At 48.0% G+C, this 25624-nt stretch carries 19 protein-coding genes; 9 read left to right on the top strand and 10 right to left on the bottom strand.

The features are described from left to right. Positions 1 to 179 precede the first annotated feature (179 nt). Entirely contained in the window at positions 180 to 1163 is a 984-nt protein-coding gene (meaB, locus tag F0P94_RS05130; RefSeq protein WP_150902740.1) for a methylmalonyl Co-A mutase-associated GTPase MeaB, read from the top strand. 309 nt (positions 1164 to 1472) lie between these two features. Here meaB and F0P94_RS05135 read toward each other — a convergent pair whose 3' ends face one another. The 5 genes from F0P94_RS05135 to F0P94_RS05155 form a co-directional block, all read right to left on the bottom strand. Then, complete coding sequence (locus F0P94_RS05135) at positions 1473 to 4343, bottom strand: TonB-dependent receptor domain-containing protein (RefSeq protein WP_150902741.1); 2871 nt, start codon at positions 4341 to 4343, stop codon at positions 1473 to 1475. Between the two features lie 149 nt (positions 4344 to 4492). Further along, a complete protein-coding gene (locus tag F0P94_RS05140) occupies positions 4493 to 4972 on the bottom strand; it encodes a DUF6252 family protein (protein WP_150902742.1) in 480 nt (159 codons plus the stop codon). A 388-nt stretch (positions 4973 to 5360) separates the two neighbouring features. Beyond that, positions 5361 to 5720, bottom strand: a complete 360-nt coding sequence (gene folB / locus F0P94_RS05145) for a dihydroneopterin aldolase (RefSeq protein ID WP_150902743.1) — start codon at positions 5718 to 5720, stop codon at positions 5361 to 5363. 375 nt (positions 5721 to 6095) lie between these two features. After that, complete coding sequence (locus F0P94_RS05150) at positions 6096 to 7250, bottom strand: DivIVA domain-containing protein (RefSeq protein WP_150902744.1); 1155 nt, start codon at positions 7248 to 7250, stop codon at positions 6096 to 6098. Beyond that, positions 7210 to 8178, bottom strand: a complete 969-nt coding sequence (locus tag F0P94_RS05155) for a WD40 repeat domain-containing protein (protein ID WP_150902745.1) — start codon at positions 8176 to 8178, stop codon at positions 7210 to 7212. Before F0P94_RS05155 ends, F0P94_RS05150 begins: the two co-directional genes overlap by 41 nt. 164 nt (positions 8179 to 8342) lie before the next feature. Here F0P94_RS05155 and F0P94_RS05160 point away from each other — a divergent pair, with 164 nt between their 5' ends. Further along, the gene (locus F0P94_RS05160; RefSeq protein ID WP_191906923.1) at positions 8343 to 8978 is read left to right on the top strand and encodes a 4'-phosphopantetheinyl transferase superfamily protein; all 636 of its coding nucleotides are present in this window, start codon (positions 8343 to 8345) and stop codon (positions 8976 to 8978) included. 14 nt (positions 8979 to 8992) lie between these two features. Then, entirely contained in the window at positions 8993 to 9604 is a 612-nt protein-coding gene (locus tag F0P94_RS05165) for a thioredoxin family protein (RefSeq protein WP_150902747.1), read from the top strand. 338 nt (positions 9605 to 9942) lie between these two features. Here the strand turns inward: F0P94_RS05165 and F0P94_RS05170 are convergent, their stop codons facing one another. The 3 genes from F0P94_RS05170 to F0P94_RS05180 form a co-directional block, all read right to left on the bottom strand. Beyond that, a complete protein-coding gene (locus F0P94_RS05170; RefSeq protein ID WP_150902748.1) occupies positions 9943 to 10836 on the bottom strand; it encodes a transglutaminase-like domain-containing protein in 894 nt (297 codons plus the stop codon). Between the two features lie 57 nt (positions 10837 to 10893). Then, the gene (locus tag F0P94_RS05175) at positions 10894 to 11256 is read right to left on the bottom strand and encodes a four helix bundle protein (RefSeq protein WP_150902749.1); all 363 of its coding nucleotides are present in this window, start codon (positions 11254 to 11256) and stop codon (positions 10894 to 10896) included. Between the two features lie 79 nt (positions 11257 to 11335). After that, the gene (locus tag F0P94_RS05180; RefSeq protein ID WP_150902969.1) at positions 11336 to 12964 is read right to left on the bottom strand and encodes an acyl-CoA carboxylase subunit beta; all 1629 of its coding nucleotides are present in this window, start codon (positions 12962 to 12964) and stop codon (positions 11336 to 11338) included. Positions 12965 to 14455: 1491 nt separating this feature from the next. Here F0P94_RS05180 and F0P94_RS05185 point away from each other — a divergent pair. Then, a complete protein-coding gene (locus F0P94_RS05185; protein ID WP_191906924.1) occupies positions 14456 to 16408 on the top strand; it encodes a T9SS type B sorting domain-containing protein in 1953 nt (650 codons plus the stop codon). A 769-nt stretch (positions 16409 to 17177) separates the two neighbouring features. Here F0P94_RS05185 and F0P94_RS05190 read toward each other — a convergent pair. After that, positions 17178 to 18191, bottom strand: a complete 1014-nt coding sequence (locus F0P94_RS05190) for an MlaD family protein (protein ID WP_150902751.1) — start codon at positions 18189 to 18191, stop codon at positions 17178 to 17180. A 17-nt stretch (positions 18192 to 18208) separates the two neighbouring features. Continuing rightward, positions 18209 to 18988, bottom strand: coding sequence for an N-acetylmuramoyl-L-alanine amidase family protein (locus F0P94_RS05195; RefSeq protein WP_150902752.1), 780 nt, complete (start codon positions 18986 to 18988; stop codon positions 18209 to 18211). Between the two features lie 163 nt (positions 18989 to 19151). On the opposite strand from F0P94_RS05195, the gene F0P94_RS05200 reads away from it, so the two are divergent. From F0P94_RS05200 to F0P94_RS05220, 5 genes are all read left to right on the top strand, one after another. After that, positions 19152 to 21782: a putative LPS assembly protein LptD gene (locus F0P94_RS05200; protein ID WP_150902753.1), complete on the top strand. Its 2631-nt coding sequence runs from the start codon at positions 19152 to 19154 to the stop codon at positions 21780 to 21782. A 643-nt stretch (positions 21783 to 22425) separates the two neighbouring features. After that, the gene (panB, locus tag F0P94_RS05205; RefSeq protein ID WP_150902754.1) at positions 22426 to 23241 is read left to right on the top strand and encodes a 3-methyl-2-oxobutanoate hydroxymethyltransferase; all 816 of its coding nucleotides are present in this window, start codon (positions 22426 to 22428) and stop codon (positions 23239 to 23241) included. 179 nt (positions 23242 to 23420) lie between these two features. After that, positions 23421 to 23933 (top strand): DUF6756 family protein, encoded by a 513-nt coding sequence (locus F0P94_RS05210; protein ID WP_150902755.1) that lies wholly within the window; start codon positions 23421 to 23423, stop codon positions 23931 to 23933. A 34-nt stretch (positions 23934 to 23967) separates the two neighbouring features. Beyond that, positions 23968 to 24645 (top strand): RluA family pseudouridine synthase, encoded by a 678-nt coding sequence (locus F0P94_RS05215; RefSeq protein WP_150902756.1) that lies wholly within the window; start codon positions 23968 to 23970, stop codon positions 24643 to 24645. A 193-nt stretch (positions 24646 to 24838) separates the two neighbouring features. Further along, positions 24839 to 25579 carry an acyl-CoA desaturase gene (locus F0P94_RS05220; RefSeq protein ID WP_150902757.1) on the top strand — a complete coding sequence of 247 codons (741 nt, stop codon included), beginning with the start codon at positions 24839 to 24841 and terminating at the stop codon, positions 25577 to 25579. Positions 25580 to 25624: the final 45 nt, after the last annotated feature.

Consider the following 25624-nt stretch of genomic DNA (forward strand, 5'->3'; position numbering starts at 1 on the left):
GTAATCCCACTTGCTAAAAATTAACTTGACTATGTACTTGTCCTCAAGGGGAGAATTCGACAGCATGAGACAGCCCTTCTTAATCGGAATTGAATTTCCGAAATATCCGGCCCGGGTCTCTTAAACTTCTTGTGGGTTTAGTATCTTCGCTGCAATTTAAACGAAACTGTGCTCCTGTTTTGGCCAAAAGATTTCCTGCCGCTTATTACGTTGAACGCATTTTAGCCCACGACCGCCTGGGCCTGAGCCGCGCTATAACCTTAGTAGAAAGCACTCTTCCCTCCGATCAGGAACTGGCCCGCGAGATCATTCAGCAACTCCTGCCCTTTTCCGGTAATTCCGTACGGATTGGTATTACCGGCGTTCCAGGCGTGGGAAAAAGTACGTTTATCGAAGCTTTCGGCACGTTTGTAACCCGTGAACAGCAAAAAAAACTGGCCGTGCTGGCTATCGACCCCACCAGCCAGCGGACTGGCGGCAGCATTCTGGGTGATAAAACCCGCATGGAAACCCTGGCCGGAAACAAACAGGCTTACATCCGCCCTTCGCCGGCAGGCAAGAGTTTGGGCGGCGTGGCCCGAAGCACCCGCGAAAGCATTATTTTGTGCGAAGCGGCCGGTTTTGAGGTAATTTTTGTGGAAACGGTGGGTGTAGGCCAAAGCGAAACAGCAGTACACGAAATGGTAGACTTTTTCCTGCTGCTCATGCTGGCCGGCGCCGGCGACGAACTGCAGGGCATTAAAAAAGGTATCATGGAAATGGCCGATGCCGTAGTAATTACCAAAGCCGACGGGCAGAATTTACAGAAAGCCCGGGCTGCCCGCGCCGAATACCAGAGCGCCCTGCATTTATTTCCGCGCACGGCTTCCGGCTGGAGCCCCAAAGTTGCCATTTCTTCGGCACTGGAAAATACCGGCATTACCGAGGTATGGCAAACCATAGAAGCTTACCTGGAAACAGTTCAGAACGGTAGTTATTTCGAACAAAAAAGGCAGCACCAGAATTTACACTGGCTCCACGAAAGCATCCGCCAGACCTTATTAGACCGCTTTTTTGCCAAACCCGAAGTAAAAGAAACGCTACCCGAATTAGAGAAAAAAGTGCTTCAGGGTGAAGTTTCGGCGTTTGCCGCGGCGGAGGAGCTGCTGAAGTTTAGCAACTGAACCCACCCCTAAGCCCAATGCCTTCAACTTAAGAAGTCCCGTTGATAAAGTCAACGGCAATGGATAGCAAGATTCTTAAAAGGAGAATTCAAATTTCTGTTTTTGTTGTATCTATTGCCGTTGACTTTAGTCAACGGAAACCGTAACGCTCAGCAGTAAATACTTTAGTTGACAGCCCCACCCCTAAGCCCTCCGAGGATGGGTTCGCGTATTGCCGGTATTTTCTACTTTATCGTGGGTTCTGGTTCATTACCGGTGAGGCGGTAAACATAAAAAAAGCGCCTCCGGAATCCGGAAGCGCTTTACTTTTTAAGGTCTGAAGGGACGTTCCATACCGGGCCTTTCTGCCGGTTCCGGAACAGCTTTTCCACTACCAAATGCCCGGATGTTGTAAGTGAACACCAGCATAAAATAGCGCTGTAGCACGTTGGTTTCCACGTCTTCGATGTAGGTTTCGGAGATGTTGCGCTGAATGCTGTTGTTCTGGCTCAGCAAATCGAAACCGGTGAGTTTGATCTCGCCCTGGTTATTTTTGAACAGCTTTTTACCAATGGCCGCATTCCAGAGTAAGTAATTCTGATCGATGCCGGCAGAAAGGCCGCTGTAGTACTGGTGCGACAGATCGGTCTGCACAAATAATCCTTTCCAGATGATCCAGTTCAGGCGCAAAGAGGAATTCTGGTTGTAGTAATTATTATTGGAACGGGTTTGCAGCGTATTTTTCACCAGGTTGTAGCTCGGATTGGTGGAAAGGGTAAAGTCCAGGTTTTCGCTGATGTTGCTGCTCAGCACAATGCCCGCACTGTACGCCTGGGTATTCGAATAATTGAGCTGGTTGTTGATCTGCCCCGGCAAACGGGTAAAAGTAGCCGAAGCATTCAGGTTCAGGTTAGATTTGATAAGCCCCAGCGGCATACCATAATTCACGAAGGAACGGAGGCGGTAAAAGCCATCGAGGTTGGCGGGGCGGCTTAACTGGGCACCGCGCAAAAACGCTACCCCACCCGGCAATACGGCATCTTCCTGGGAAATGATGGTGCTGTTCGCAATGTAGTTATTGGCCAGTTCCCCGCTTAAAACCCCAAAGAAGTTCGTCGATTTTTCCGGTTTGGCACTTGCAAAGCGCATCACCAGGAAATGGCGGTAATCCTGCTGCAGGTCCGGGTTACCGGTGGTTAACAGCAGCGGGTTCGAGTTATCGATCACGTTCTGCAACTGGTTTATTGATGGCGCGTTGGTGCTTGTACGGTAGAAAAAGCGGAGGCTCTGGTCTTTGGTCAGGTTGTAGCGCAACATGGCCGAAGGCAGGAAATTGTTGAAATTCCGGTTTATACTGGTCAGGAACGGAAATTCCTGTTCGCTCTCCAGGTTCGCGTACTGGTACATACCACGCACCATAAACTGGAAATCTTTCCCTTTGCTGTAGCGGTAGCCCAAACCGGCCTGCTGGGTAAGGTAATCGGAATTGAAAACGTTGGAAAGCCCGGTATTGAAAGCCGTATACGCCGCTTCCGTTTCGGAATAATCGTAGGTTTTCTGGTCGGCTTCGTTGCGGCGCAAACTGGCATTATAATCTACCGAAAGGCTGCCGTTTTCCGACACCGGTTCGGTATAGGTTAAATTAGCGCCGAAGGTTGGGCCATTGGTATTCAGGTCAGAAAACTGGTTCAGCAGATCGGTTTGCATAGTATCGTTGCGCATAAACCGGTTTTCGGCTAAAAGGGAACGTTCGCCATTGTTTCCGGCCCAAACCGTACTGAAATTAGCCGAAAAAGTGCGCCCCCGTTTTTCAAAGCGGCGGCGATAAAGCAGGTCGTTGGCAAAGTTATAGCCTAACAGGTCGGTATTGAGCTGGTTGCGGGTACTGTTCTGGAATTGTCCCAGACCCAATGTCTGCCCGAAGAGGTTAGAAGACCCTTCGTTTTGCTGCAGGGTAAGGCGGGGCTGCAAGCGGATCGAGTTCATCGAGTCGATCTCCCACTCCATGCGGAAATTAAAACGATGGTTGATGTTCATGGCGGTGGAACGGGAGTTTTCGCTATAAACCTGCCCGGAATCGGAAGGCAGCACATATTCCCGGAATACGTTCTGGTTGGCCAGGTTATCGGTAGCATTCAGGAAATAACTGCCCGTTACATCCATTTTCTTGCCCCATTTATCGGCATAGTTCAGGCCGAAAGCGTGGGTTTTGGAAATGCCGTTGCGGGTGCTTACCTGGAAATCGGAAGCGCCGCCACCGCCACCCCAGTTGCCGCCAGGTCCGCCTCCCGGTCTGCCGCCCATACCTCCCCGGCCGCCTCTGCCACCTTGCCCGCCACCGCCGGAAACGCCTAACAGATCGGAAGCCGAGAAATTCTGCTGGTTGATGTTGTTCGTTTGGCCGATAATGGTCAGGCGGCGGTTGCCGTTCATCAGGTTCAGGTTGCCGCCGGCCTGGTAGCGGTTATCGGTTCCGGCACCGGCATACACTTTACCGAATTTGCCGTTCCGCATATTGGGTTTGGTTACAATGTTTATGGTTTTGGTGGTGTTGCCGTCGTTAAAGCCGCTGAAACGGGCCTGTTCGCTTTGCTGGTCGAAAACCTGGATCTTGTCGATCACTTCGGCCGGCAGGTTCCGGAGCGTAGCCGCTGCATCGTCGCCGAAGAACTCTTTGCCGTCTACCAGCACCCGCTTTACTTCTTCGCCCTGGGCCTGTACTTTGCCGTCCTGCATGGTTACGCCGGGCACTTTCTGCACCAGGTCTTCGGCGCTGGCATCGGGGTTGGTTTTAAAGGAACGGGAATTGAATTCGGAAGTATCGCCTTTCTGTATGGCTGTAGGGGTTTTGCCGATCACCTCCACTTCTTTCAGAAGCTTGGTTTCCTGGTTCATGGCAATGGTACCCAGGTTTACCGGCTGCCCCGCAACGGTTAGCAATTGCCGCACCGGCTCATACCCGATAAACGAGATCCGGAGTTGGTAGCGCCCATCGGCCACATTGGTAAAAGTGAAACGGCCATCCATATCGGCCTGGGCGGGTTTCATGGTAGAATCGGGCAAGCGCACCAGCAGTACCTGGGCAAAAGACACCGGTTCATTCGTAACTTTATCCTGAATGCTGCCCGAAACGGTAACGCCCTGGGCAACGCTAAAAAACGCTGTTAAACTAAAGCAAAAAGTAAAAAAAAGGCTTTTCATAGATGCACTAAACGCAAGTTCTGCCGGATTAGATATAAGTTGGTGGGAAAGGTTTAACCCTAAGCTTCAGAATATTTTTTACCAATAAACCCGGTTAAATAAAAACTGCTGCTTTTCAGGCGGCCGTTTTTCTGATAGCTATATTTTATTTATTGGAGCGGAATATCCGTAAAAGAGCCGTCGGTAATTGTTTTAGTACCACTAGCTCCGGTTGAAGTATCGGCAACTCCCATAAAAGTAAAGGTCCCTGAAACCAGGTTTGCTACCGTATCCCATTTAGTAATGGTAACACTGGCATTTGGATTAGCCCAGGTAGGACCAAACGACGAACCGGGAGGAGCAACCACGTAAATGGCTCTTACCGCGTAGGTTCCGAGCTGCTTAATATCCGGTTGGTAAGAAGTAAATAGTCCGATACTTTCTCCGTTCATATTGGCGCCACCTAATACAAAATCGCGGTCCTGGTTAGCAGCCATCGGTACTACTGCAGCCCAATCTGCGCCATCTACTTTTGCAGTAAAACTGTTCGCAGGCTTTGGTTTAACTACCGGGTCTTTGTCTTTTTTTTCGCAACTGGTAAAAACTAAGGCCGCTGCAAACGCACAGGCGTAAAATAATTTCAATTTCATGAATGGGTAAAATTTGATCGGTTAAAAAGGTTTGGGAGATTTTTATTTATTAACTGGCGTTACACATGGTTGTCTGAACACGATTTCAGGGATTGATAAGACAGACAGGATTTTTAAGTTAACTTATTTATTGCCGTCTGCTTTAGCTGACGGAACCTTCAGCTAAAGCAGACGGCAATGAAAGCTGGGACAAATGTTTCCTGTTTGAAACCGGCATATAGCAGCAATTCATAAAAGGAACATCGTAAGCAGGTTATGCTTTTTCATAAATAAGGCTAACAGGTGCTGATAAAGCAAATATATTTATTTCTTATTGTTATCAGTCATTTCCCGGTAATCCATCTCCTGTTGCCTATGAATTTACCAGAATATTATCCGACTTGGGCTTCTACCCTACCGTTTCTTCCAGCGTAACCATGGCCCGGTGGCAAATCCCTCCCAACGGTGGGTTGAACTTGTAAATGTTTACTTTCACGCCTTTCACCTTCGGAAAATTATGGATCACCTGCGCAATTACCCGCTGGCCGATATGCTCCAGCAGACGAGCAGGCTGTTTCATTTGCTCGTGCACGATCTTGTATAGGGTTTCGTAGTTCACGGTTTCGTGCAGGTCGTCGGAAGCGGCTGCGCTTTGGAGGTTGGTCTGGATGTAAAGGTCTACGCCGTACTTATTGCCGATCTTCTGTTCTTCGTCGTAAAATCCGTGAAACGCAAAAAACTCCATGCCTTCTAATGCTATCTGACCCATGATTTTAATGTGCTGATTGGGGAATTTGGAAATTTGAAAATTTGAAGATGTGAAGATGGGAAATTATTTCCATTGGAAAATAAAAAGGCAGCTCATCCCGCAAGTTTAGGCGGAGCCGTAACTTGTGGGTAAACATTTGGTCAGTTTGTAACTGACCTTGCCTGCAAGGCAATCAAAGCGGGTACCATGAAATTCGGGTATAATTGACCAGATGCTTCCGCCAGTTACAAACTGGCTAATTGAAAAAGTCACAAGTTGCGGCTCCGCCTAAACTTGCGACATGATAAAAAGTACTCCCTTCCCGAAAACAAAAAAGCAGCCCCAATTTCTGAAGCTGCTTTTGTCTTATGTCTTAAGTCCTGTATCTAACGTCTCCTACAAATCATCGAAAAACGAGGTTTCAGCAACGGCTTTTTCCTTCTGGAATACCGGGCCTTTACCGGGTTCGGTGAGTGGTGGCTGAATTTCCGGCGTGCCTGGCGTTAACGGAGTAATTTCCGGCGCTGGTCTTTCAATTTCCGGTCTGGGAATGCTTGGAATATCTTTTTCCGGACTTGGTACGCTAGGGCTCGGGATGTTTGGCACCGGGGTTTCTGGCTGCGGCACTTCCGGTTTTGGCGGCGTTACGCCCGGAGTGGCCGGATTAATGCTGGGCTCCGGTTTGGTGCTCGGCAGGATCTCGGGCTGAATTACCGGCTCCAGTGGTTTTGGTTGCTGGGGCTCAGTATGGCGCTCCGGAGCGGTGCCCGGCGAGGTGGAAGGCGTATGTTCCGGCGCTTTCATGGGCTGCGGATTTTCCTTCGGCGATTCCGGAATGGCTTCTTCGCTGCCGCCACCGTTCATTACGAATGGGCGGTTGGCCGGCGCGCTTTCCGGGTTTTTATAGGTATTGGCTTTTGGCGTGATTTCGGCTACGGTTTTTACCGGTACTTCGCGGAGTAGTTCGTTGTCCATTTCTATTTCTTTCACCTTTACATTGGCGGCTCTTGATAAGATACTCGACAAAGAAGGTTTAGGTTTTGCCTGCGACTTTTCAACTTTATCTAATGCGTCATTGGCCAGATTCTTCAGGTCACGAACCAGATTTTCCACGTAAGTTTCCATGCGCTGGTGCTCCTGCTCCAGGGCTTTTACTTCCTGCTGCATTTCGGCAATGGCTTTTTCCGATTGCTTGTAGGCATCTTCTATCAGGCTGCGGGCTTTCTGGCGGGCTTCATTCATCAGCTGGTCGGCCTGCAACTGGGCTTCGCGGATCTTCAGGTCGGCGGCTTTGTTGGCTTGCTCTACCATGCTGGCGCTGGTGTCTTCGGCGGTTTTCAGGGTTTTATAAAGGGAAGATTCCACCTCGCGCATTTTCTGCACGTCGCGGTTAGCTACTTCCAGCTTCATTCTGAGGTCTTTGTTTTCATCGTTCATCTTCTCCCACTGCTGCGAGAGCGTGAGCAAAAACGCCTGAACCTCATCTTTATCAACCCCACGGAATGCTTTTTCAAACGTCTTTTGTCTGATTTCTAACGGTGTAATCTTCATACCTCATTTTAACTTTAATATCCCAAACAGAAATTGTCCGGTCATCGCTACACGAAACTAACGCATTTTCGTGGGCTGACCAAAATAATTTATTAACCGATGTTCCGTGACCCGCGTGCCGGGCCTTATCGATTACTTTCAGCAGCTTAAAAGTTTGTGCATCCCATACTTTTACGGACTTATCCATGCTGCAGGTAGCAAAATATTTCCCGCACGGGCTAAAGGTAAGGTGGTTGATGGTGAACAGGTGCGCAATGATGGAAAGGTGTTCTTCGTAGTTCTTTTCCGGGTTCCAGATGCGTAAATGTGCGTCGCGGCTGCCGCTTAACAAAAATTTGCCATTGGGTGTGTAAGCCAGCGTAAAAACCGAATTGGCATGGGCATCTACTTGCTGTTTCAGCTCTAAGGTTTGGGCATCGAAGATCCGGATGGAGTGGTCGGAATAGCCGGCAGCCAGCTCGTTTCGTACTTCATTCAGGGCAAAGCATCGCAAACTTTTATCGGACAGCTTCACGACTTTTTTTACCGTAAAACCTACTGTTTCCAGCATTACCAGCGTACCGTCGGCCAGACCGGCGTAAAGCAATTGTTCTTTTTCGGAATAAGCCAGATCGAAAATGGCTACCGGCGGCAGGGCTACAGTTTGTACCAGTTTTTTGGCTTCCGGCGCTACTATTTGCAGGCCTTTAAAATTCTGCCCGATCACCAGCAGGTCTTTATCGGCTAAATATTTCAGGGCGTAAACCGATTTTTCGGCATTCGCGATCAGGTCGCCGTTTTCCGGCTCGTTCAGGTTCCAGGCCACTACAAAGCCGTCGCCGCCAGCCGAATAAAAAATTGTATCCTTGCCCGACCGTTCCAGCGTATACACGCAATCGCGGTGCCCGGTTAAGGTTGCAGTTTTGGTAACTTCCAGAGGACTGGCCATTTTAGCGCAACAGTTAGTTTTATTTTATAAATTTACAAAGTTTCACCCGAAAATAAGATTTATTTAACCAGCCAGCCAACCATCTGCCCCTTTTCCTTGTCTACACCCCAAACCTGCATAATTTTCAATTGTTCTCATGCTGAACAGTTTGAATGCTACCTGCCATGCCAATAACCGATATCCGCGAAATAAACGAAGATACTTTTCTGGGCTTCTGGTCGATTACCGAAACCACTCAGGAACTTACCGACCTGCTTAAAAAAGTGCGACCTGAACAGGAGATCAGATCGTTTAAGAATGAAAACCGCCAGCGCGAGTGGCTTGCCAGCCGCATTCTGGCATATCTGCTTTTGCAGGATTTCACTTCCGAAAATTTCCTGCTGCAATCCGATGAGAACGGCAAGCCCGTTTTTCCGGAAACCGATTTTCAGATCTCCATTTCCCAGTCGGGCGGCGAGGTGGCGGTTATTGTTTCGAGTTGCTACGAAGTTGGCATAGATATTGAAATTATCCGGGAGAAGATCATGCAGCTGGCTTACAAGTTTTTAAGCGAAAAAGAACAGGCCTTTGCCAATGCCGATGTGGCCCGGACCTGTTTGTACTGGAGCGCCAAAGAAACGTTGTATAAATTGTACAGCCGGAAGAAATTGCTCTTCAAAGAAAATTTAGGCTTAGGCCCCATAAACGAATTAGAAAGCGGCGTTTTAGACGGCAGTATCACGCTACAGGATTTCAACAAAAACTACGCGGTTCATTACGAGAAAAACAATAACTTTATTCTGACGTACTGCCTCGCCTGAGAGAACCTACATTTATGAAACTTCTTCAAATCACCTTATTCGCGGCGGCCCTTACCGTATCTGCTTTTGTCTTTTCAGCTTTTGGCCAGGCAGGTTACCAGCTAGGCCAGAAAGTGAACGATTTCACCCTGAAAGACAGCAACGGGCAAAACGTTTCGCTCAGCAACTTCAACAACACCAAAACGGTGGTGGTTGTGTTTACGAACGATATTTGCCCTTACTCCCGCCTTTACGAAAACCGCCTGATGGGCCTGAATAATGCCTACCAGAACCGGGGCGTGAAATTCATTTTCATTAACCCTGCTATTGGCGCGGAAGGCGGCGAAACGGTAGCCGATATGGCAAAAAAAGCCAGCGACAACAAATACAACTTCCCTTATTTAGCCGACGAAGGTCAGAAGATCAGTCAGCAGTTTGGCGCTACGAAAACTCCGGAAGTATTTGTGCTGCACAACGTAAACAAGGAATTCGTGCTAAAATACAAAGGCGCCATAGATGATAATCCGCAACTGGAAACCGGCGTAAAAGACAACTATCTGAAAAATGCCATAGATGCGGTATTGAACGACCGGAATGTGCAGGCTTTTGATAAACGCGCTACGGGCTGTTTGATCAAGAAGTATTGATTTGGAAATTTGGAGATTTGGAGATTTGGAGATTTGAAAATGAGGGAATGAGGAAATGGGATTTGAATTTTTTAACTGACGTTACGTAAGTTTTTTTGAAGTCCCCCTTTGGAGGGGGTTGGGGGAGGACAGGAGATTTATCTGATCATTTTTAAAATCAAATAACGAAAATTCCTCCCCCTACCCCCTCCAAAGGGGGACTTTTCTCCTGCTTGCGTAACGAAATATCTACCTTTTTCAATTTCCTGAATAGCATTCATTTCAAACGGTATTCTTTCCAATAAAAAAGCCGCTGCAGCGATCCTGGAGCGGCTATTTCTATTCAGACTGATAGCATTTTATTCTTCGCCTTCTTCCTCTTCATCCTCCTCTTCGCCGGCATTCAGGTTGTCTTTTTCGTCGGTAATGGCGTCGAGCAGTTTGGTTACTTCGGTGGCTTTTTCCAGATCGCTGAGCTTTTCGAAGGAAAAGGCCAGGTTCCGCAGGGCCCGCTGCACAATGGCCAGGTTATCAGCCGGCTGATAGAAAATATCTACCGGGTTCAGGTTCAGTTGCAGCAGGTAATTATCGATGTCGGCCTTGGTTAGCATTAAGCCTTTGTTGTACACGTTAATGTAAAACTGCTCTACTACCGGATGCTTGAAAGTTAGAATAAAAAGGTTCGGCAGATTCACCCCGTAAACCGGTAAGCCTAGTTTCTGGGCAATGGTTAAATAAATTACGCACAACGTAAGCGGGTTCCCGCGCCGGCTTTCCAGCACCAAATGCAGCATGGAGTTGGCCGGGGCATGAAAATTAACGGTGTTGGCCGAAAACTTATACACCTTGAACAGGGCGTAGTTCAGCGCTTTTACCTGGTCGTAAGGGTGCATTTCCGGCTTTACGTGCAGCCAGGCTTCGTAATAAATTTGCTCAATGGTTTTGGTTATGCTGGCAAATTCGACATCCGGATACTGGAACGTATTTACCAGCCACATCCCCTTCAGCAGATCGGTAGCGCCTTCTTCTTTCCAGGCTTTCAGTCGGTTGCGCAAACTATCGAACTGCAGGTCATGGATCAGGTCTTCCATTTTCTTCTGAAAGTCCGGGTTCAGGCTTTCCTCCCAGGCTTCTTCCAGGAACGGGATAATGGTTTCGCCTAAACTATTGATCTGGGCCGATACATGCGCCACCACTTCCGGGTCATCGTCTTCCAGCAGCGAGATCAGGGCTTTTATTTCCTTGTTTGTCAATTTAATGATTAATGTTTAATGATTAATGTTTAATAACCGGGAGAATACACTTCTTTATTAGTCAGCATTTCTGATTCTTCCGGTTGTTTTTAAAATGGTAAAGAGTATTTTGCTCAATTCTACGCAATCCTTAAAAATGGAGTTAAAGGCATTTTCATCCAGAAAGCCTGAATCTTTTAATAACTGTAACCAATATTCGGTTTCAAGCGCTTCTTTATAGGCTATCGAAAGTTTTGCTGAAAAATCAGCTTTGGTAATTCCACCTACCGCTTCTGTTACATTTGCCCCAATGGAAGTACCGCTTCGCAATAATTGCTTTGATAACACAAACTCTCGCTTTTCGGCTGATAAATGTTTATAGAGCTTAACAATACGCAACGCAAAAGCATATGATTTGGATTTGATCACATTGTCCGTCATAAGCAAACCTTAAATCGCTTTGTACGAACCTTTGTTTATTGCGGCTATTAAACATTAATCATTATTCATTAATCATTAATTAAGTTTGAATTACCCCTACGTTGAACGGCTTTTCGATTGGGGCGTGGTTGGCGGCTTCTATGCCCATGGAAATTACCTTGCGGGTTTCCAGTGGATCGATGATACCGTCTACCCATAATCTTGCAGCGGCGTAGTATGGCGATAGCTGTTCGTTGTAACTGGCCGTTATTCTATCTAAAAGTTCTTTTTCGGCCTCCGGGGTAATTTCTTCGCCTTTGGCTTTTAAAGAGGCAACCTGAATCTGAAGCAGCGTATTAGCCGCTGCCGCGCCGCTCATTACGGCCAGTTGTGCGGTTGGCCAGGCGTAGATCAAACGCGGGTCGTAGGCTTTTCCGCACATGGCGTAGTTACCGGCACCGTAAGAATTCCCGATCAGGATCGTGAATTTAGGAACTACCGAATTGGCCATGGCATTTACCATTTTGGCGCCGTCCTTTATAATGCCGCCGTGCTCCGATTTGGAGCCCACCATAAAGCCGGATACGTCCTGCAGGAACACCAAAGGAATTTTCTTCTGGTTGCAGTTCATGATGAAGCGGGCTGCTTTGTCGGCGGAGTCGGAATAAATTACGCCGCCCATTTGCATTTCGCCTTTTTTGCTTTTCACGATCTTGCGCTGGTTGGCCACAATCCCTACTGCCCAACCGTCTATTCTAGCTAAGCCGCAAACCAGGGTTTGGCCGTAAAGGTCTTTGTAAGGCTCGAATTCGGAATTATCTACCAGGCGGTTGATGATGTCCATTACATCGTAAGGCTTCACGCGGTCTACGGGCATGAGGCCATAGATCTCTTTTTCGTCGAGCTTCGGCGAGGCCGGCGTAGCGCGGTTATAACCGGCTTTGTCGTAGTCGCCGATTTTATCGAAGATGTTGCGGATGGCATCCAGGCATTCCTGGTCGTTGGCAAATTTATAGTCGGTAACGCCGGAAATTTCGGAGTGGGTAGTGGCGCCGCCTAAGGTTTCGTTATCGATGGTTTCGCCGATGGCGGCTTTTACCAGGTAAGAACCCGCCAGGAAGATAGAACCGGTCTGGTCTACGATCATGGCTTCGTCGCTCATAATTGGCAGGTACGCCCCGCCGGCTACGCAACTTCCCATAACGGCCGATATCTGAATAATGCCCATGGAGCTCATAATGGCATTGTTGCGGAACATGCGGCCGAAGTGTTCTTTATCGGGGAAGATCTCGTCCTGCATCGGCAGGAAAACGCCGGCGCTGTCTACCAGGTAAATGATCGGCAGCTTGTTTTCCATGGCAATTTCCTGGGCGCGGAGGTTTTTCTTGGCCGTGATCGGGAACCAGGCGCCGGCTTTCACGGTAGCATCGTTGGCCACGATCATGCACTGACGGCCTTTTACGTAACCGATGCCGGTAACCACGCCGCCGCTCGGGCAGCCTCCGTATTCCTTGTACATGCCTTCGCCGGCAAAAGCGCCCACTTCCAGGAATTCCGATTCATCGTCTATTAAATAATCGATGCGTTCGCGGGCGGTAAGTTTGCCTTTGGCGTGCTGGGCTTTGATGCGGCTTTCGCCCCCACCCAGGTAAATTTTCTTGAGTTTGGTTTTTAACTGGAAGCTGAGTTGTTTCAGCGCATCTTCATTTTTATTGAATTCGATATCCATGAACGAGAAGAATGAGGAATGAAAAGCATTGTACTGCCCCGCAGAGCAAGCGGACAAAGTTACTAAAATTTGGGAATGGCAGCCGGTACCTTGGCCGGAAACTCATTTTTGCTGCTAATCCGGAATTTTCCTTTCGTTTAAGCTTCTTCTCCCCTAAAAAGCGGGGCCGCTTCATTCCACAATCAATTACTTTCCTGAATTACCTGAACCGTTGGTCGGGGGACAATGAACAAGGCTTCTTAAATAAAAAGAAATTTGAAGCGGCAGTCAGTTGGTGGTTCGCCCATGCCTGGTAAACAAAGGTCTATAAACTTCCTACTATGAAAGGCTTAGATCACAAACCTACCCCCTGAAAATCCGATACTGAAATAGCCAGTCTTCAGAGCAACTCTTCTTCTGGTGAGGTAAGCTTAGTTTCTGCAATAAATAACAAGTTGTTTATTGCTGTTCAGGAAAAAGGATTAATTTAGCAGTGTTATTTCTTATCTCACGCGCATGAAAACAGCTTTACTTCCCAGGCATATTTCAAAATACCTGCTACTTCTAATCTGCAATTTAAGCTTGTTCAGCTTTCCAACCCAAGCCCAGAAAGAAGCTAATAACTGGTTTTTTGGTGCTGGTGCCGGCATAAACTTCAATTATAATCCTCCTCGCGCTGTGTATGGTGGCCAAACAACTCACGGTTTAGGTAATGCATCCATGTCTGATGCCAATGGAAATCTTCTTTTTTATACAGGGTACAATTATGTACTACCAGGCTCAAGCGGAGCTTTTATCTGGAATAAGAATCATCAGCCAATGGCTAATAGTATAGGTTATCATCAAACATGGAATAACACATTGATATTTCCATGGCCTGCTCAACCATCAAAATACTTTGTTTTTGACAGTCATGCATTTTCAAGTCCGGGAAATAAAAATTATTCGGTCATTGACATGAGCTTAAACAATGGTTTAGGTGGTGTAACTTCTTTAAATATTCCTTTTGCAAATTTTGCAGGTTCAGATTTTATAGGTGCCCAGCATCGAAATAACCGTGACTTCTGGTTAATAAATCAGCTTGATTCCGTACATATCTTTGAAGCTCATCTTATTTCACCTGCCGGGCTAAATGTAATACCAGTAGTCAGTCGTATACCTGCTTTGGCCAGAACTTCTATCGATATGCGATTAAAAGTTTCTCCTGATGGCAAAACAATCGCTTTCACAGATTATAATTCACCTAATAACGGCATCCAGCTTTTAAATTTTGATGCTTCAACAGGAATTGTAACAGATAAAGGCAATTTGCCTTCTAACCGGGGATTATCTACAATTGAATTCTCCCCGGATGGAACAAAGTTATACTGCATTCGGGAAAATAGTGGGCTTACAGGTCCAGCCAGATTTCCGGATCTTTTGCAGTTTGATCTGGAAGCGGGAACAATAACCGATATCGCTAACAGTGCAGTAGTCATACACCACTTCGCATATTTGAATGTGCCTGGTTACATGCAAGTAGGACCGGATGGCAAAATATACATGACAACAAACCAGCAAGGCTTTTTAAATGTTATTAACCGCCCAAATCTAAAGGGCCTAGCTTGCCGCTTCATTTTAAATGGTTTTAACCTCAATCCATTAAATATTGGTAATATTCAAAGCGGCTTCTTTCTTCCCACCTTCATCCAAAGCTACTTTTACCGGCCGAAAATCGACCTGCAACAAACCTGCTTCGGCGACACGGCCCGCTTCCAGCTCAGCAACAATGCCTACGTAGATTCGGTGCGCTGGGACTTCGGCGATCCGGCTTCCGGGGCTTTGAATAAGAGCACGGCTTTTAACCCGAAACACTTCTACGCCACGCCCGGCCCTAAGCAGGTACAGGCCATTGTGCACTTCAACTTCACTTCCGATACGCTTAACCAGACCATCTACATTCCGGTTAGTATTACCAAGCCCAACCTGGGTCCTGACCGCGGCCTCTGCCCCGGCGATACGCTGCTTTTGCGTGCTTTCCAGTCCGGAGCTACCTACGAGTGGCAGGATTCTATCAATACCGATTCGGTTTACGTGGTTACAAAGCCCGGCACGTATTGGGTACAGGTAAGCAACGGTTGCGGCGTGCGTACTGATTCGGTTACTATCACCTTCGATCAGCCGCTGAGTTTAAGTCTGGGAGCAGATACCTTACTTTGCCCCGGAGAGCAACTGCAGCTGCAGGTAAATGCCAACGGCGCTGCCGTGCTCTGGTCCGATTCCACTACCGGAAACAGCATTACCGTTACTCAACCCGGAACGTATTGGGCCCAGCTCAGCAATGCCTGCGGCTCCTGGCGCGATTCCATTAACGTCAGCTACCGGCCTGTTCCTGCTGCTACCTGGTTGCCTAACGATCTTACCCTCTGCAAACAGACGCAATACACCATTAACGGCACTCATCCCGATGCGGTCAGCTACAAATGGCAGGACGGCAGCACTTTATCTTCCTTTACAGCTACCGTTTCCGGCACCTACTGGCTCGAAGTTACCACAGCCTGCACTACCGTTAGAGATTCTATAAACCTGACGCTCATTCCTACTCCGCCTATAAACTTAGGAGCAGATACGCTGCTCTGCCCCGGTGAACAGTTGCAGTTGCAGGTAAGCACCCGCGGCGGCAATATTCGCTGGCAGGATGGCAGCACCGATACGGTCTTTACCGTTACCAAAGCCGGTACGTACTGGGCTGAAATAAGCAACAGTTGCGGTAGCTGGCGGGATTCGGTTACGGTATATTTTAGAAGTCCTTCCATTACCAAATGGCTACCTAAAGACACGATCCTCTGCTTGCAAAGCAGGTTTGTGATAAACGGACAGCATCCGGATGCGATTAGCTATAAGTGGCAGGATGGCAGCAGCAATGTTGTTTTTGAAGCCAGATCTTCCGGTATTTACTGGGTAGATGTAACTACAGCCTGCGCAACCCTCCGCGATTCGGTGCAGATCACGCTCCTTCCCCTTCCTGCCAGGCTCCTGCCAGCCGATACCCTGCTTTGCTCCGGCGAAAGCATTCAGTTAAAAGCTCCGCAAGGAAAGAGCTACAAGTGGAGCAACGGCCAGACTTCCCAAACCATCACCGTCAGCCAGCCGGGAACCTACAAAGTAAACGTAGGAATGGGTGAGAATTGCTTCTACACCGGTTCGGTAAATGTAAAAGAAGAACGCTGCTACTGCACTGCTTTCATTCCTAACCTCATCACGCCCAACAACGACAATCAAAACGACCGCTTCGAACCCAAAGGACTGGAACCCGGAACCTGGCAGCTGGAGATCTATAACCGCTGGGGAAGCCGCATCTACCAGAATAGCAACTACACAAACCAGTGGCCGGAACAGGATATTCCTGCGGCTACCTACTACTACCTGCTCCGAAACAAAGAATCCGGAAAAACTTACAATGGCTGGATCGAGGTGGTGAAGTAAGGCTGTTTTTTGCTACCGGAAGCTGTTGGATACCAGCCGTTACGCAAGCCGGATTGTCTGAACACGAAAGGATTAATTAGATAGACAGGATTATATTTCGGGAAAGAATTAAAATCCAGGTACCAGGGGTAGTCAAAAAGGAAATTGCTAATAAAAGCTTGTGCAGGGTTTGCAATGAAAACTGTACAAGTTTTAGCAGGTTCGGCTATTTTAATACCAAAGCATATTTAGCAACTTCCCTTATTTGATATAGTGCAAGCGGCTGCCTGTCCCATAACTTTTCTGGGAAAAACGATAATTATTGAAAAGCTGAAGTTGGTTATTGCATGTCCCCCTTTGTAGGGGGCAAGGGGGAGGATTTTACAGTATTTGTTTTTTATCAGGAATGCGTGAACCTCCCCCTCTCCCCCTCCGAAGGGGGACTTTATCCAATATGAGGGATTAAATGGTTGTTTCAGGAATGTTATGGGACAGGATATGGCGTCCGCTTGTGCTTACATAATTACCTGGTCTGCTGTTAGAAAGCACAAGCGGACGCTTGCGCTATAACCTTCTGCCAAAATTTTAATCTTAAGGAATCCGGTATTTACGACTTAATATAACTTCCCTTCCTTTATTCCTCGCCGCGTCCGGGTAATTTTTAAGCGAAATACAATCCTGTCTATCTTAATAATCCTTAAAATCGTGTTCAGACAAACAGGCTTTAAAAAGCAAAAACGCTATGCTTTTTACCTAAGAAGCATAGCGTTTCGGTGAAGGGTATTTCCGGTTACTTCCTGTTCACGTTTTCGGCTTCTTTTATTTTTACTTCGCCGGAGCCTTTGGTATTTACTACATTGGCCTTTTTAACCTTGGTATCGCCGCTGCCGGCCGATTTGCCGAAAACCGAGAAATGGACGTACCGTTTCGGATTGGCTTTCAGGTCTACCATCAGGGCATCCATGTTGCGGGCGGTGCTGTTGAGGTTGTTGTAAAGCGAATCGTCGTTCATGAGCTTGCCCAGGGTGCCGGTGTTTTGGTTGAACTTCTTCACGGCCATTTGCGCCTCCGCTACGGTGGCGTTCATATTCCGGATCGTTTCGTTTAATTCGGAAGCTTTCAGCGTATCGGAAATGGTAGCCAGGTTGCCGGCCAGTTTGTCGAATTTACGCTGGGTGCTTTTCAGGTTGTGAGTAAGCTCGCTCAGGTTGGTGGTAATCTCGTTCAGGTTCCGCTGGTTCATGATCAGGATGTTCTTCATGGCTTCGGTAGAGGCCTGGGCATTGAGCATAGTAGCCTGCAGGCTTTTCTTGGCATCCTTGTCGAAGAACTCGTTTATCTTGAGCAAGGTAGAATCTACCCGGCCTACCAGCGGCATGGCTTTGGCGGTGAGCATGTCGGTAATGCTTGTCTCTACGAACGAGATCAGCGTATCGCCGCCTTCGTAGCGCTTGGCGTTGGCGCCCATAACCAAGGTAATGGCTTTGCCGCCTAAAATAGAGGAGCTGGAAAGGTTGGCTACCGTAGAATCGCCGATGTCAATTTTTTTATCGACATCCATGGTTACCACGATCTGGTTCTTTCTTTCCGGAATGAGCTGCACATCCTGCACAATTCCCACTTTTACGCCGTTCAGTAATACCGGATTGGAAATAGTTAAACCATCTACCGAATCGTAAACGGCATAAAAGGTCCGGGTTTTGGAAAAGATGTCGCTTCCTTTTAAAAATGTAAAACCAAGATATAACGCGACGGCCGCCGCAACACCCAAAAGGGCAACTTTAACTTCTTTGGAAATCTTCACTTATGCGTTTGCTTAAATTAATTCATGGCTTCGAGTTCTTCTTTATACTCCTTGAAAGCCTTATATATACCTGAAGCCATATACGTCTGATTGGTCTTATCGTTGAGGTATTTTTCTTCGTTGCGGTTCGTTAAAAATCCAATTTCTATCAGGGCGCTCGGCATGGCCGATTTCCAGAGCACCAGCAGCCCGGCCTGTTTTACGCCCCGGCTGCTCCGGCCAACTTTGTGCTTAAACTGGTGCTCTACCTTTTGGGCAAAGCGCAGGCTGTTTTCCATGTAAGCGCTTTGGTAAAGGGCAAACATAATGTGGCTTTGCGGCGAACTCGGGTCGAAACCGTTATATTTTTCCTTGTAGTTCTCTTCCTTTAAAATTACGGCGTTTTCGCGTTTGGCCACTTTCAGGTTGCCTTCGGAAGTATGCAACCCCATGCAATAGGTTTCGGTGCCAAAGGCGGACGACGGGCCGGAATTGCAGTGAATGGAAATAAAGAGATCGGCCCGGTTCTTATTGGCAAGGCCAGCCCGGTCGATCAGTTCCACAAAGGAATCGTCTTTGCGGGTATAAATAACTTTTACGTCCGGCAGGTGGTTTTCGATCTGGCGGCCCAGTTCCAGCGCCACTTTCAGGGCGATCTCCGCTTCTTTCGATACCAGGCCGTTGCAGCCGGGGTCTTTCCCGCCGTGGCCTGCATCAATTACTACGGTGCGCAACCTGAACTCTTTCCGCCCTGATCCGGTAAAAGAAGCAAAAACAAATAAAACTGCTAAAAACGGAACAACGACAATATTTTTCACAACGTGCGTTACTTAAAAGCTAATCCTCTAACTTTGTACAAAATAAGCAAAATTTTACCAAACCCTGAATAAGCTCGTCCACATTTTCGGCCTCCTCCTGCTGGCGCTGGCTTTGCTGATGCGCCCGGAAACGCTATGCGCACAGGTAAAAAAAGGCACCCGTATGCCCCAAAAGCCGCCTGCAGCAACTCCGGCTACACCAGCATCCCCAACTCAGGCAGCACAAAATCAAGCTCCGGCTGCTGCTTTGTCAGTAGATACCCTTGCCCAAAACCAGGATACCCTGCGGCTTGGCACTACTGCTAAAGGCGATATCGAAACCACCATTAACTACAATGCCCGCGATTCCATTCGCTTCGATGTGGCCCAGAAAACCATGTATTTATATGGCACGGCCAAGATCGTTTATGGCGCCACTTCGCTGGAAGCCGAGCAGATCCAGATAAACTGGGAAACGAGTACGCTTTACGCAAACGGCGTGCCCGATTCTACCGGCAAGCTTATTGGTACGCCTTATTTTAAAGATGCCGAACAGGAATACCAGGCCGAGAAAATTGCCTACAATTATAAAAGTAAACGAGGCAAGATCACGGGCGCAGTAACGCGGCAGGGCGAAGGCTTTATTCACGCCGAAGTAGTAAAGAAGAACGCGGAAAACGAATTATTCGGCCGCAACGCCCAGTACACTACCTGCGATCTGAAGCACCCTCACTTCTTTATTAATGCGAATAAAATGAAAGTGGAACCGGGCAAACGGGTGGTTACCGGGCCATTCAACCTCTGGGTTGGCGATGTTCCTACCCCACTGGGCTTTTTATTCGGCTTATTCCCTACTCCTAAAAAAAGAGGTTCCGGCGTAATTATTCCAACCTTTGGCGAAACCCGCGAGCGGGGCTTTTACCTGCGCCAGGGTGGCTATTACTGGGCCGTAAATGATTACATCGGGGTAAAGTTCCTGGGCGATATTTACTCTTTGGGCGGCTACGGGCTTTCTACCCAGGCCGATTATTTTAAGCGGTACCGGTATTCCGGCGGTTTCAACTTTAACTACGATTATTTTCCGGCCCCCGAGCTGGTGCTGGATACGACTGCTTCTGTCGGCCCCGGCAGATTTATCCGGCCGGAGCAGCGCACGTTTCAGCTTATCTGGTACCATACCCCGATCCCGAGGCCGGGCGGCGGTCGCTTTTCGGCTAACGTAAACATTTCAAGTTTCAGCCACAATAAAGTAAACGCCACCGACCTGGGGCAATACCTGGCTTCTACGTTTCAGTCTTCGGTCCGCTACGAAAGGTCTATTCCGAATTCGCCGTTCAACTATTCGATTGCGGCCAGCCAGACCCAGAACGTACAAACGCAGGTAATGAACGTGAACTTCCCGGAGATTTCCCTGGGAACGAACAGCATTTATCCCTTACGATTTTTAAGTGATGTGCCGCGCGGCGCCTGGTACGAGGAAATAACCAACCAGGTATACTTTACCTACCGGAGCGACATCCGGAACCAGTTTTCCAACGTGGTGGCCGGCGATACGCTGAAAGACATTGCTGCCAACCTGGGGCGGATCCTGAGCAACGGGCAGAACGGGGCCAGGCACAACTTTAATATCTCGCTGGGAAGTTACAAAGTGCTGAAATACCTGAACTTCTCGCCAAGCGTTACCTACAACGAGGGCTGGCTTTTACAGCGTTTGAACTACCGTTTTGTGAACGATACGCTGCGCATCGATACCCTGAACCGGTTCAGCCGCTTTTACGATTACTCGGCCGGCGCCAGCTTGAGCACCCAGATCTTCGGTATTTATAACGTTAAGGGCCGGAAGATAGAGGCGATACGCCATACCATAAACCCTTCGTTTGTTTACAGTTTCTCGCCGAACTTCCAGTCGCCGAATTTCGGGTTTTACCAGAACGTGCAGACCGATCCGAACGGCCGTTACGAACTGCGTTCCCGTTACCAAGGCTTTATTTTTCAGCCGTCCGGCGCTACCCGACAAAGCAACTTAGGCTTTAACCTTCGGAACTCGGTGGAAATGAAAGTACGGACCGGCGGCGATACGGCCAGCACCTTTGAGAAGCGAAGCCTGCTTGATAACCTGAACCTTTCCACTTCCTACAACTTTGCCGCCGACTCGCTGAACCTGAACCTGATCCAGATCGGCCTGAACACGAATTTACTGAACCGGCTGAATGTTTATCTGAGTTTGATCTATGACCCTTATCAGATAGACCCGGAAAACAACTTTACGCGGATAAACCGCTTCGAGATCAGCCGGGGCGGCTTTCAGATAGCGCGTTTTACCAATGCCACCCTCGACCTGAGCACCGACCTGAACCCGGAGAACTGGAAACGGGAAAAGCGGGAAAGCGCCAATGCTTATCCGCTCGGCCGGAACCCGCAACCCACTTCCTTCGAACAAGCCAATAACCTGCCGGTTTACGTGGATTTCGATATTAAATGGACCCTCTTTTTAGGTTTTAATGCTTCGTACACCAACCCAAGGTATTTGCCGGAAAGTAGCCGCAACAACGTTACCACCAAAAACCTGACGGTACGCGGTTCGGTAAACCCCACGGAAAAATGGAAAGTACAATACACCACGGGCTACGATCTTCAGAACAAGGACATTACCGTTACCCGCATCGATATTTACCGCGACCTGCATTGCTGGGAAATGAGCATCGGCTGGACGCCGTTTGGGTTTACCCAGGGGTATTACGTAAATATAAACGTAAAATCTTCTATTCTCCGCGACCTGAAGATCAGCCGGAACCAGACGTATTACAACCGCTAGTTTTTTAGCTGAAAACCTACCATTTAAAGCCACCTTTCCGGGTGGCTTTTTTATTCCGTTGACTTTAGTCAACGGCAATGGATATTCGGAATTTTGAATAAATATTGTTTCGTGCTTTATATTTGAATAAACATTGTTTCGTGCTTTATAAAGAAGTAATTATCGAAAAAGCAGGTTGAAGGCAAAAGCCGGTCATCCCGAGCGAAGCCGAGGGAACTTATACATACTACTATGGCATTTGAGCGTAGCAAAAAATGCCTTTCACTCGGTTCGGTATGCGATAGTTCCCTCAAGAGCTACGCTCGCAAGTTTCGCGCTCCCGCACTCACTTGTGTTCGGGATGACGCAATAAACTGGCTTAGCCTCACTGCTATGGTGAAACCACGCAACAACGGCGAACAAAAGAGCCCCTACAATTTTACCTTTATGGAGCGCTCTTTTTTTATCAAGAATAAGCTTAGTACACTGTCAAGTTAATTACTGGAATTTGCTTGACGGGATTTGTAATCCCACTTGCTAAAAATTAACTTGACTATGTACTAGGTTCCTGAAATATTGGAATGCAAGTTTTAAATCAGGCTGGCCGGCAGGTTAATTTTGCAGTTTTCTTTTTATACCTTTGGCAGAGCTTAACCCTGTTTTTATGTCGGTTCAGAAAGAAGTAAAACGCATTACCACGCACCAGCTGCAAACCATGAAGCAGCGGGGCGAAAAAATTTCCATGCTTACGGCCTACGATTTTTCCATGGCCCAGATCTTTGACAGCGCCGGGATCGATGTGCTGCTGGTCGGCGATTCGGCCAGTAACGTTATGGCCGGGCACGAAACCACCCTGCCTATTACGCTGGACCAGATGATCTACCATGCGCAATCGGTAGTTAGGGGCATTAAGCGGTCTTTTGTGGTTGTAGATATGCCGTTCGGTTCGTACCAGGGAAATTCTTCCGAAGCCTTGCGTTCAGCTATCCGGATCATGAAAGAATCGGGCGGACACGGCATCAAGCTGGAAGGCGGCTCGGAAATTAAAGATTCGGTTATCCGGATCCTGAGCGCGGGCATTCCGGTTATGGGCCATTTAGGTTTAACGCCGCAATCGATCTATAAATTCGGAACCTATAACGTACGGGCCAAAGAAGAAGCAGAAGCCAACAAACTGGTGGAAGATGCGCTTTTGCTGCAGGAACTTGGCTGCTTTGCCATTGTACTGGAAAAAATTCCTTCTTCCTTAGCCAAACGTGTTGCCAAAACGCTCTCCATTCCAATTATTGGCATTGGCGCCGGCCCGCACGTAGACGGGCAGGTGCTGGTAGCGCACGACATGCTGGGCATCAACAAAGAATTCAAACCAAGATTCCTCCGTACCTACGCCGACCTGCACACCATCATGACCGATGCGGTTACCAACTACATTGCCGACGTAAAGAACCGCGATTTTCCGAACGAGAAGGAAGCGTATTAATGGTTAGTGAATAATGATTAGTGATTAGTATTTCGTAGGGCTGGCTACCGTTGTGCGTAAAGTTAGCGTAGCGCTTTACATAGTAGGTAGTTTTAGTTTGGAAGCTGATTCTAACTTCTATTTCGGGTTTCTCCGTATTACTAATCACTATTCACTAATCATTAATCACTAAAAAAAGCATGGCTACTTTTCGGGAGCGGATTATTGGGTTGGCCCGGTCGCTGAACCTTTCGCGTGAGCAGTTTACGGTGGGGCCTTTTATTGACTGGCCGGCTATCCAGAAAAGGATCGAGAGCCGATTTGTGATGAAAACCCGATCGGATCTGAGTCCGCTGGAGTGGCCGGAACACTTTAAAGGGAAGCAACAGGTTATTAAATCCCAAACCTTCGAGCCGTATGAATACCTGGATGAGCTGCTGCCGGTTAATGAGATATTCTGGCTGCTCCTGCCTGATTCAGCTCAGGAACAGAAACTCTGGCTTTTTCAGGGATACATTCGGCCTATTCAAAAAGTACTGAGCCAGTTGCCGAAAACCTCGTTTTATGTAGTTGCCAAAAAATACGAATGGCTGCTCTTCAACGACCGGAAGGATGAATTCACAGCCTTAGGTGAACTACCCGAAAAACCGGAAAGCTACAAAGAACCAGAAGCTGAAACTCTGCCACCGGAGCAACCCGAAGAAGAAAACTAATCACTATTCATTAATCACTAATCACTGGTAAAAAATGCTGGACGTACTGTACGAAGACAACCATTTGCTGGTGGTGAACAAACCGGCCGGTTTACTGGTGCAGGGCGATGCCACCGGCGACCTTACCCTTCCGGACCTGGCAAAAGAATATCTCCGTGAGAAGTACAACAAACCCGGAAATATATTTGTAGGCGTAGTGCACCGGCTCGACCGGCCCGTGAGTGGCGTAGTTGTGCTAGCCAAAACGTCGAAAGCATTGGCCCGCATGAACGAGCTTTTCCGGAGCAACAAAACCATAAAAACCTATCTGGCACTTTCGCTCCGGCGGCCCCGGCAACAGGAAGCCCGACTGGTGCATTGGCTGGTGAAAGATCCGGTGAAGAATATTACCAAAGCCTTTACGTCCGAAAAACCCGGCAGCCAACGGGCGGAACTTAGCTATAAATTGCTGGCCCAACGGGAAAATTTTTACCTTATTCAGGTGAATCCGGTAACCGGCCGGCCGCACCAGATCAGGGTGCAGCTGGCTTCGCAAAACAGCCCGATCGCGGGTGATGTAAAATATGGTGCACCGGCCTTGCTGCCCGATAAACGCATTGCCCTGCACGCGTACCAGCTGGAATTTGAGCACCCGGTACAGAAAACTTCTATAAAGATTAAAGCGCCCCTTCCTAATGCAGTTCCCTGGAAAACTTTCCGGAATGACTTTTAAGCCAGATGAATCGGAAAAGCTTCATTTTCAGGAAGCTTGCAAAAAAATGATTTTTGTCATTTTCTCGGAAAATAAGGGATTGCGTTTTTAAAGTTTCTGTGCAGCTTGTAATTTTGTGAACGATTTGCTGCTGCCGGTGTTTCAGACCCAAGGTGGCAATACTTTTTTCCGCGACAACTTTACCCTTTTCTGAATGATCATTCTTATCTTTTTTGTGGTACACTGGTACCTTTCGTTGTTTGTGCAGACATTTTACCTGCACCGCTATGCCGCGCATAAAATGTTTACTATGAACCCGTTCTGGGAGAAATTCTTCTTTTTCTTCACCTACGTTTGCCAGGGTTCCTCTTTCCTTTCGCCGCGGGCTTATGCCATTCTGCACCGCATGCACCACGCTTTTTCCGATACCGCCAAAGACCCGCATTCGCCGCATTACTATACCAATGCCTTCAGCATGATGTGGCAAACCAAGAACATTTACAACGATGTATTGCGGCACCGGGTGAAGCCGGAAGAACGCTTCGACGGCAATTACCCGGAATGGAATGCACTGGAAAGTTTTGGTGATACGTACTGGAGCCGCGTAAGCTGGGGCTTGTTCTACATTGCGTTTTATGTAATGTTCGTGCCGGCCGATATGTGGTATTTGTACCTGTTGCTGCCATTCCACTTCCTGATGGGGCCGATCCACGGAGCAATCGTAAACTGGAGCGGCCACAAATACGGCTACCAGAACTTCGACAACAACGACAAATCCAAAAATTCGCTGTTCTTCGATTTCCTGACCGGCGGCGAGCTTTTCCAGAATAACCACCACAAACTACCTAACCGCGTTAACTTCGGCGTGAGATGGTGGGAAGTAGACCCAACGTATCCGGTAATCTGGACCCTGGACAAGCTGGGCATTATTAAGATGAAAAAAGCCCGGGCTTAAGTGTAAGCCGATAATTAAAAAGTAAAGCCTTTCCTGTACGGGGAA

It is taken from the genome of Adhaeribacter soli (assembly GCF_008727925.1).
GTDB classification, from domain to species: domain Bacteria; phylum Bacteroidota; class Bacteroidia; order Cytophagales; family Hymenobacteraceae; genus Adhaeribacter_A; species Adhaeribacter_A soli.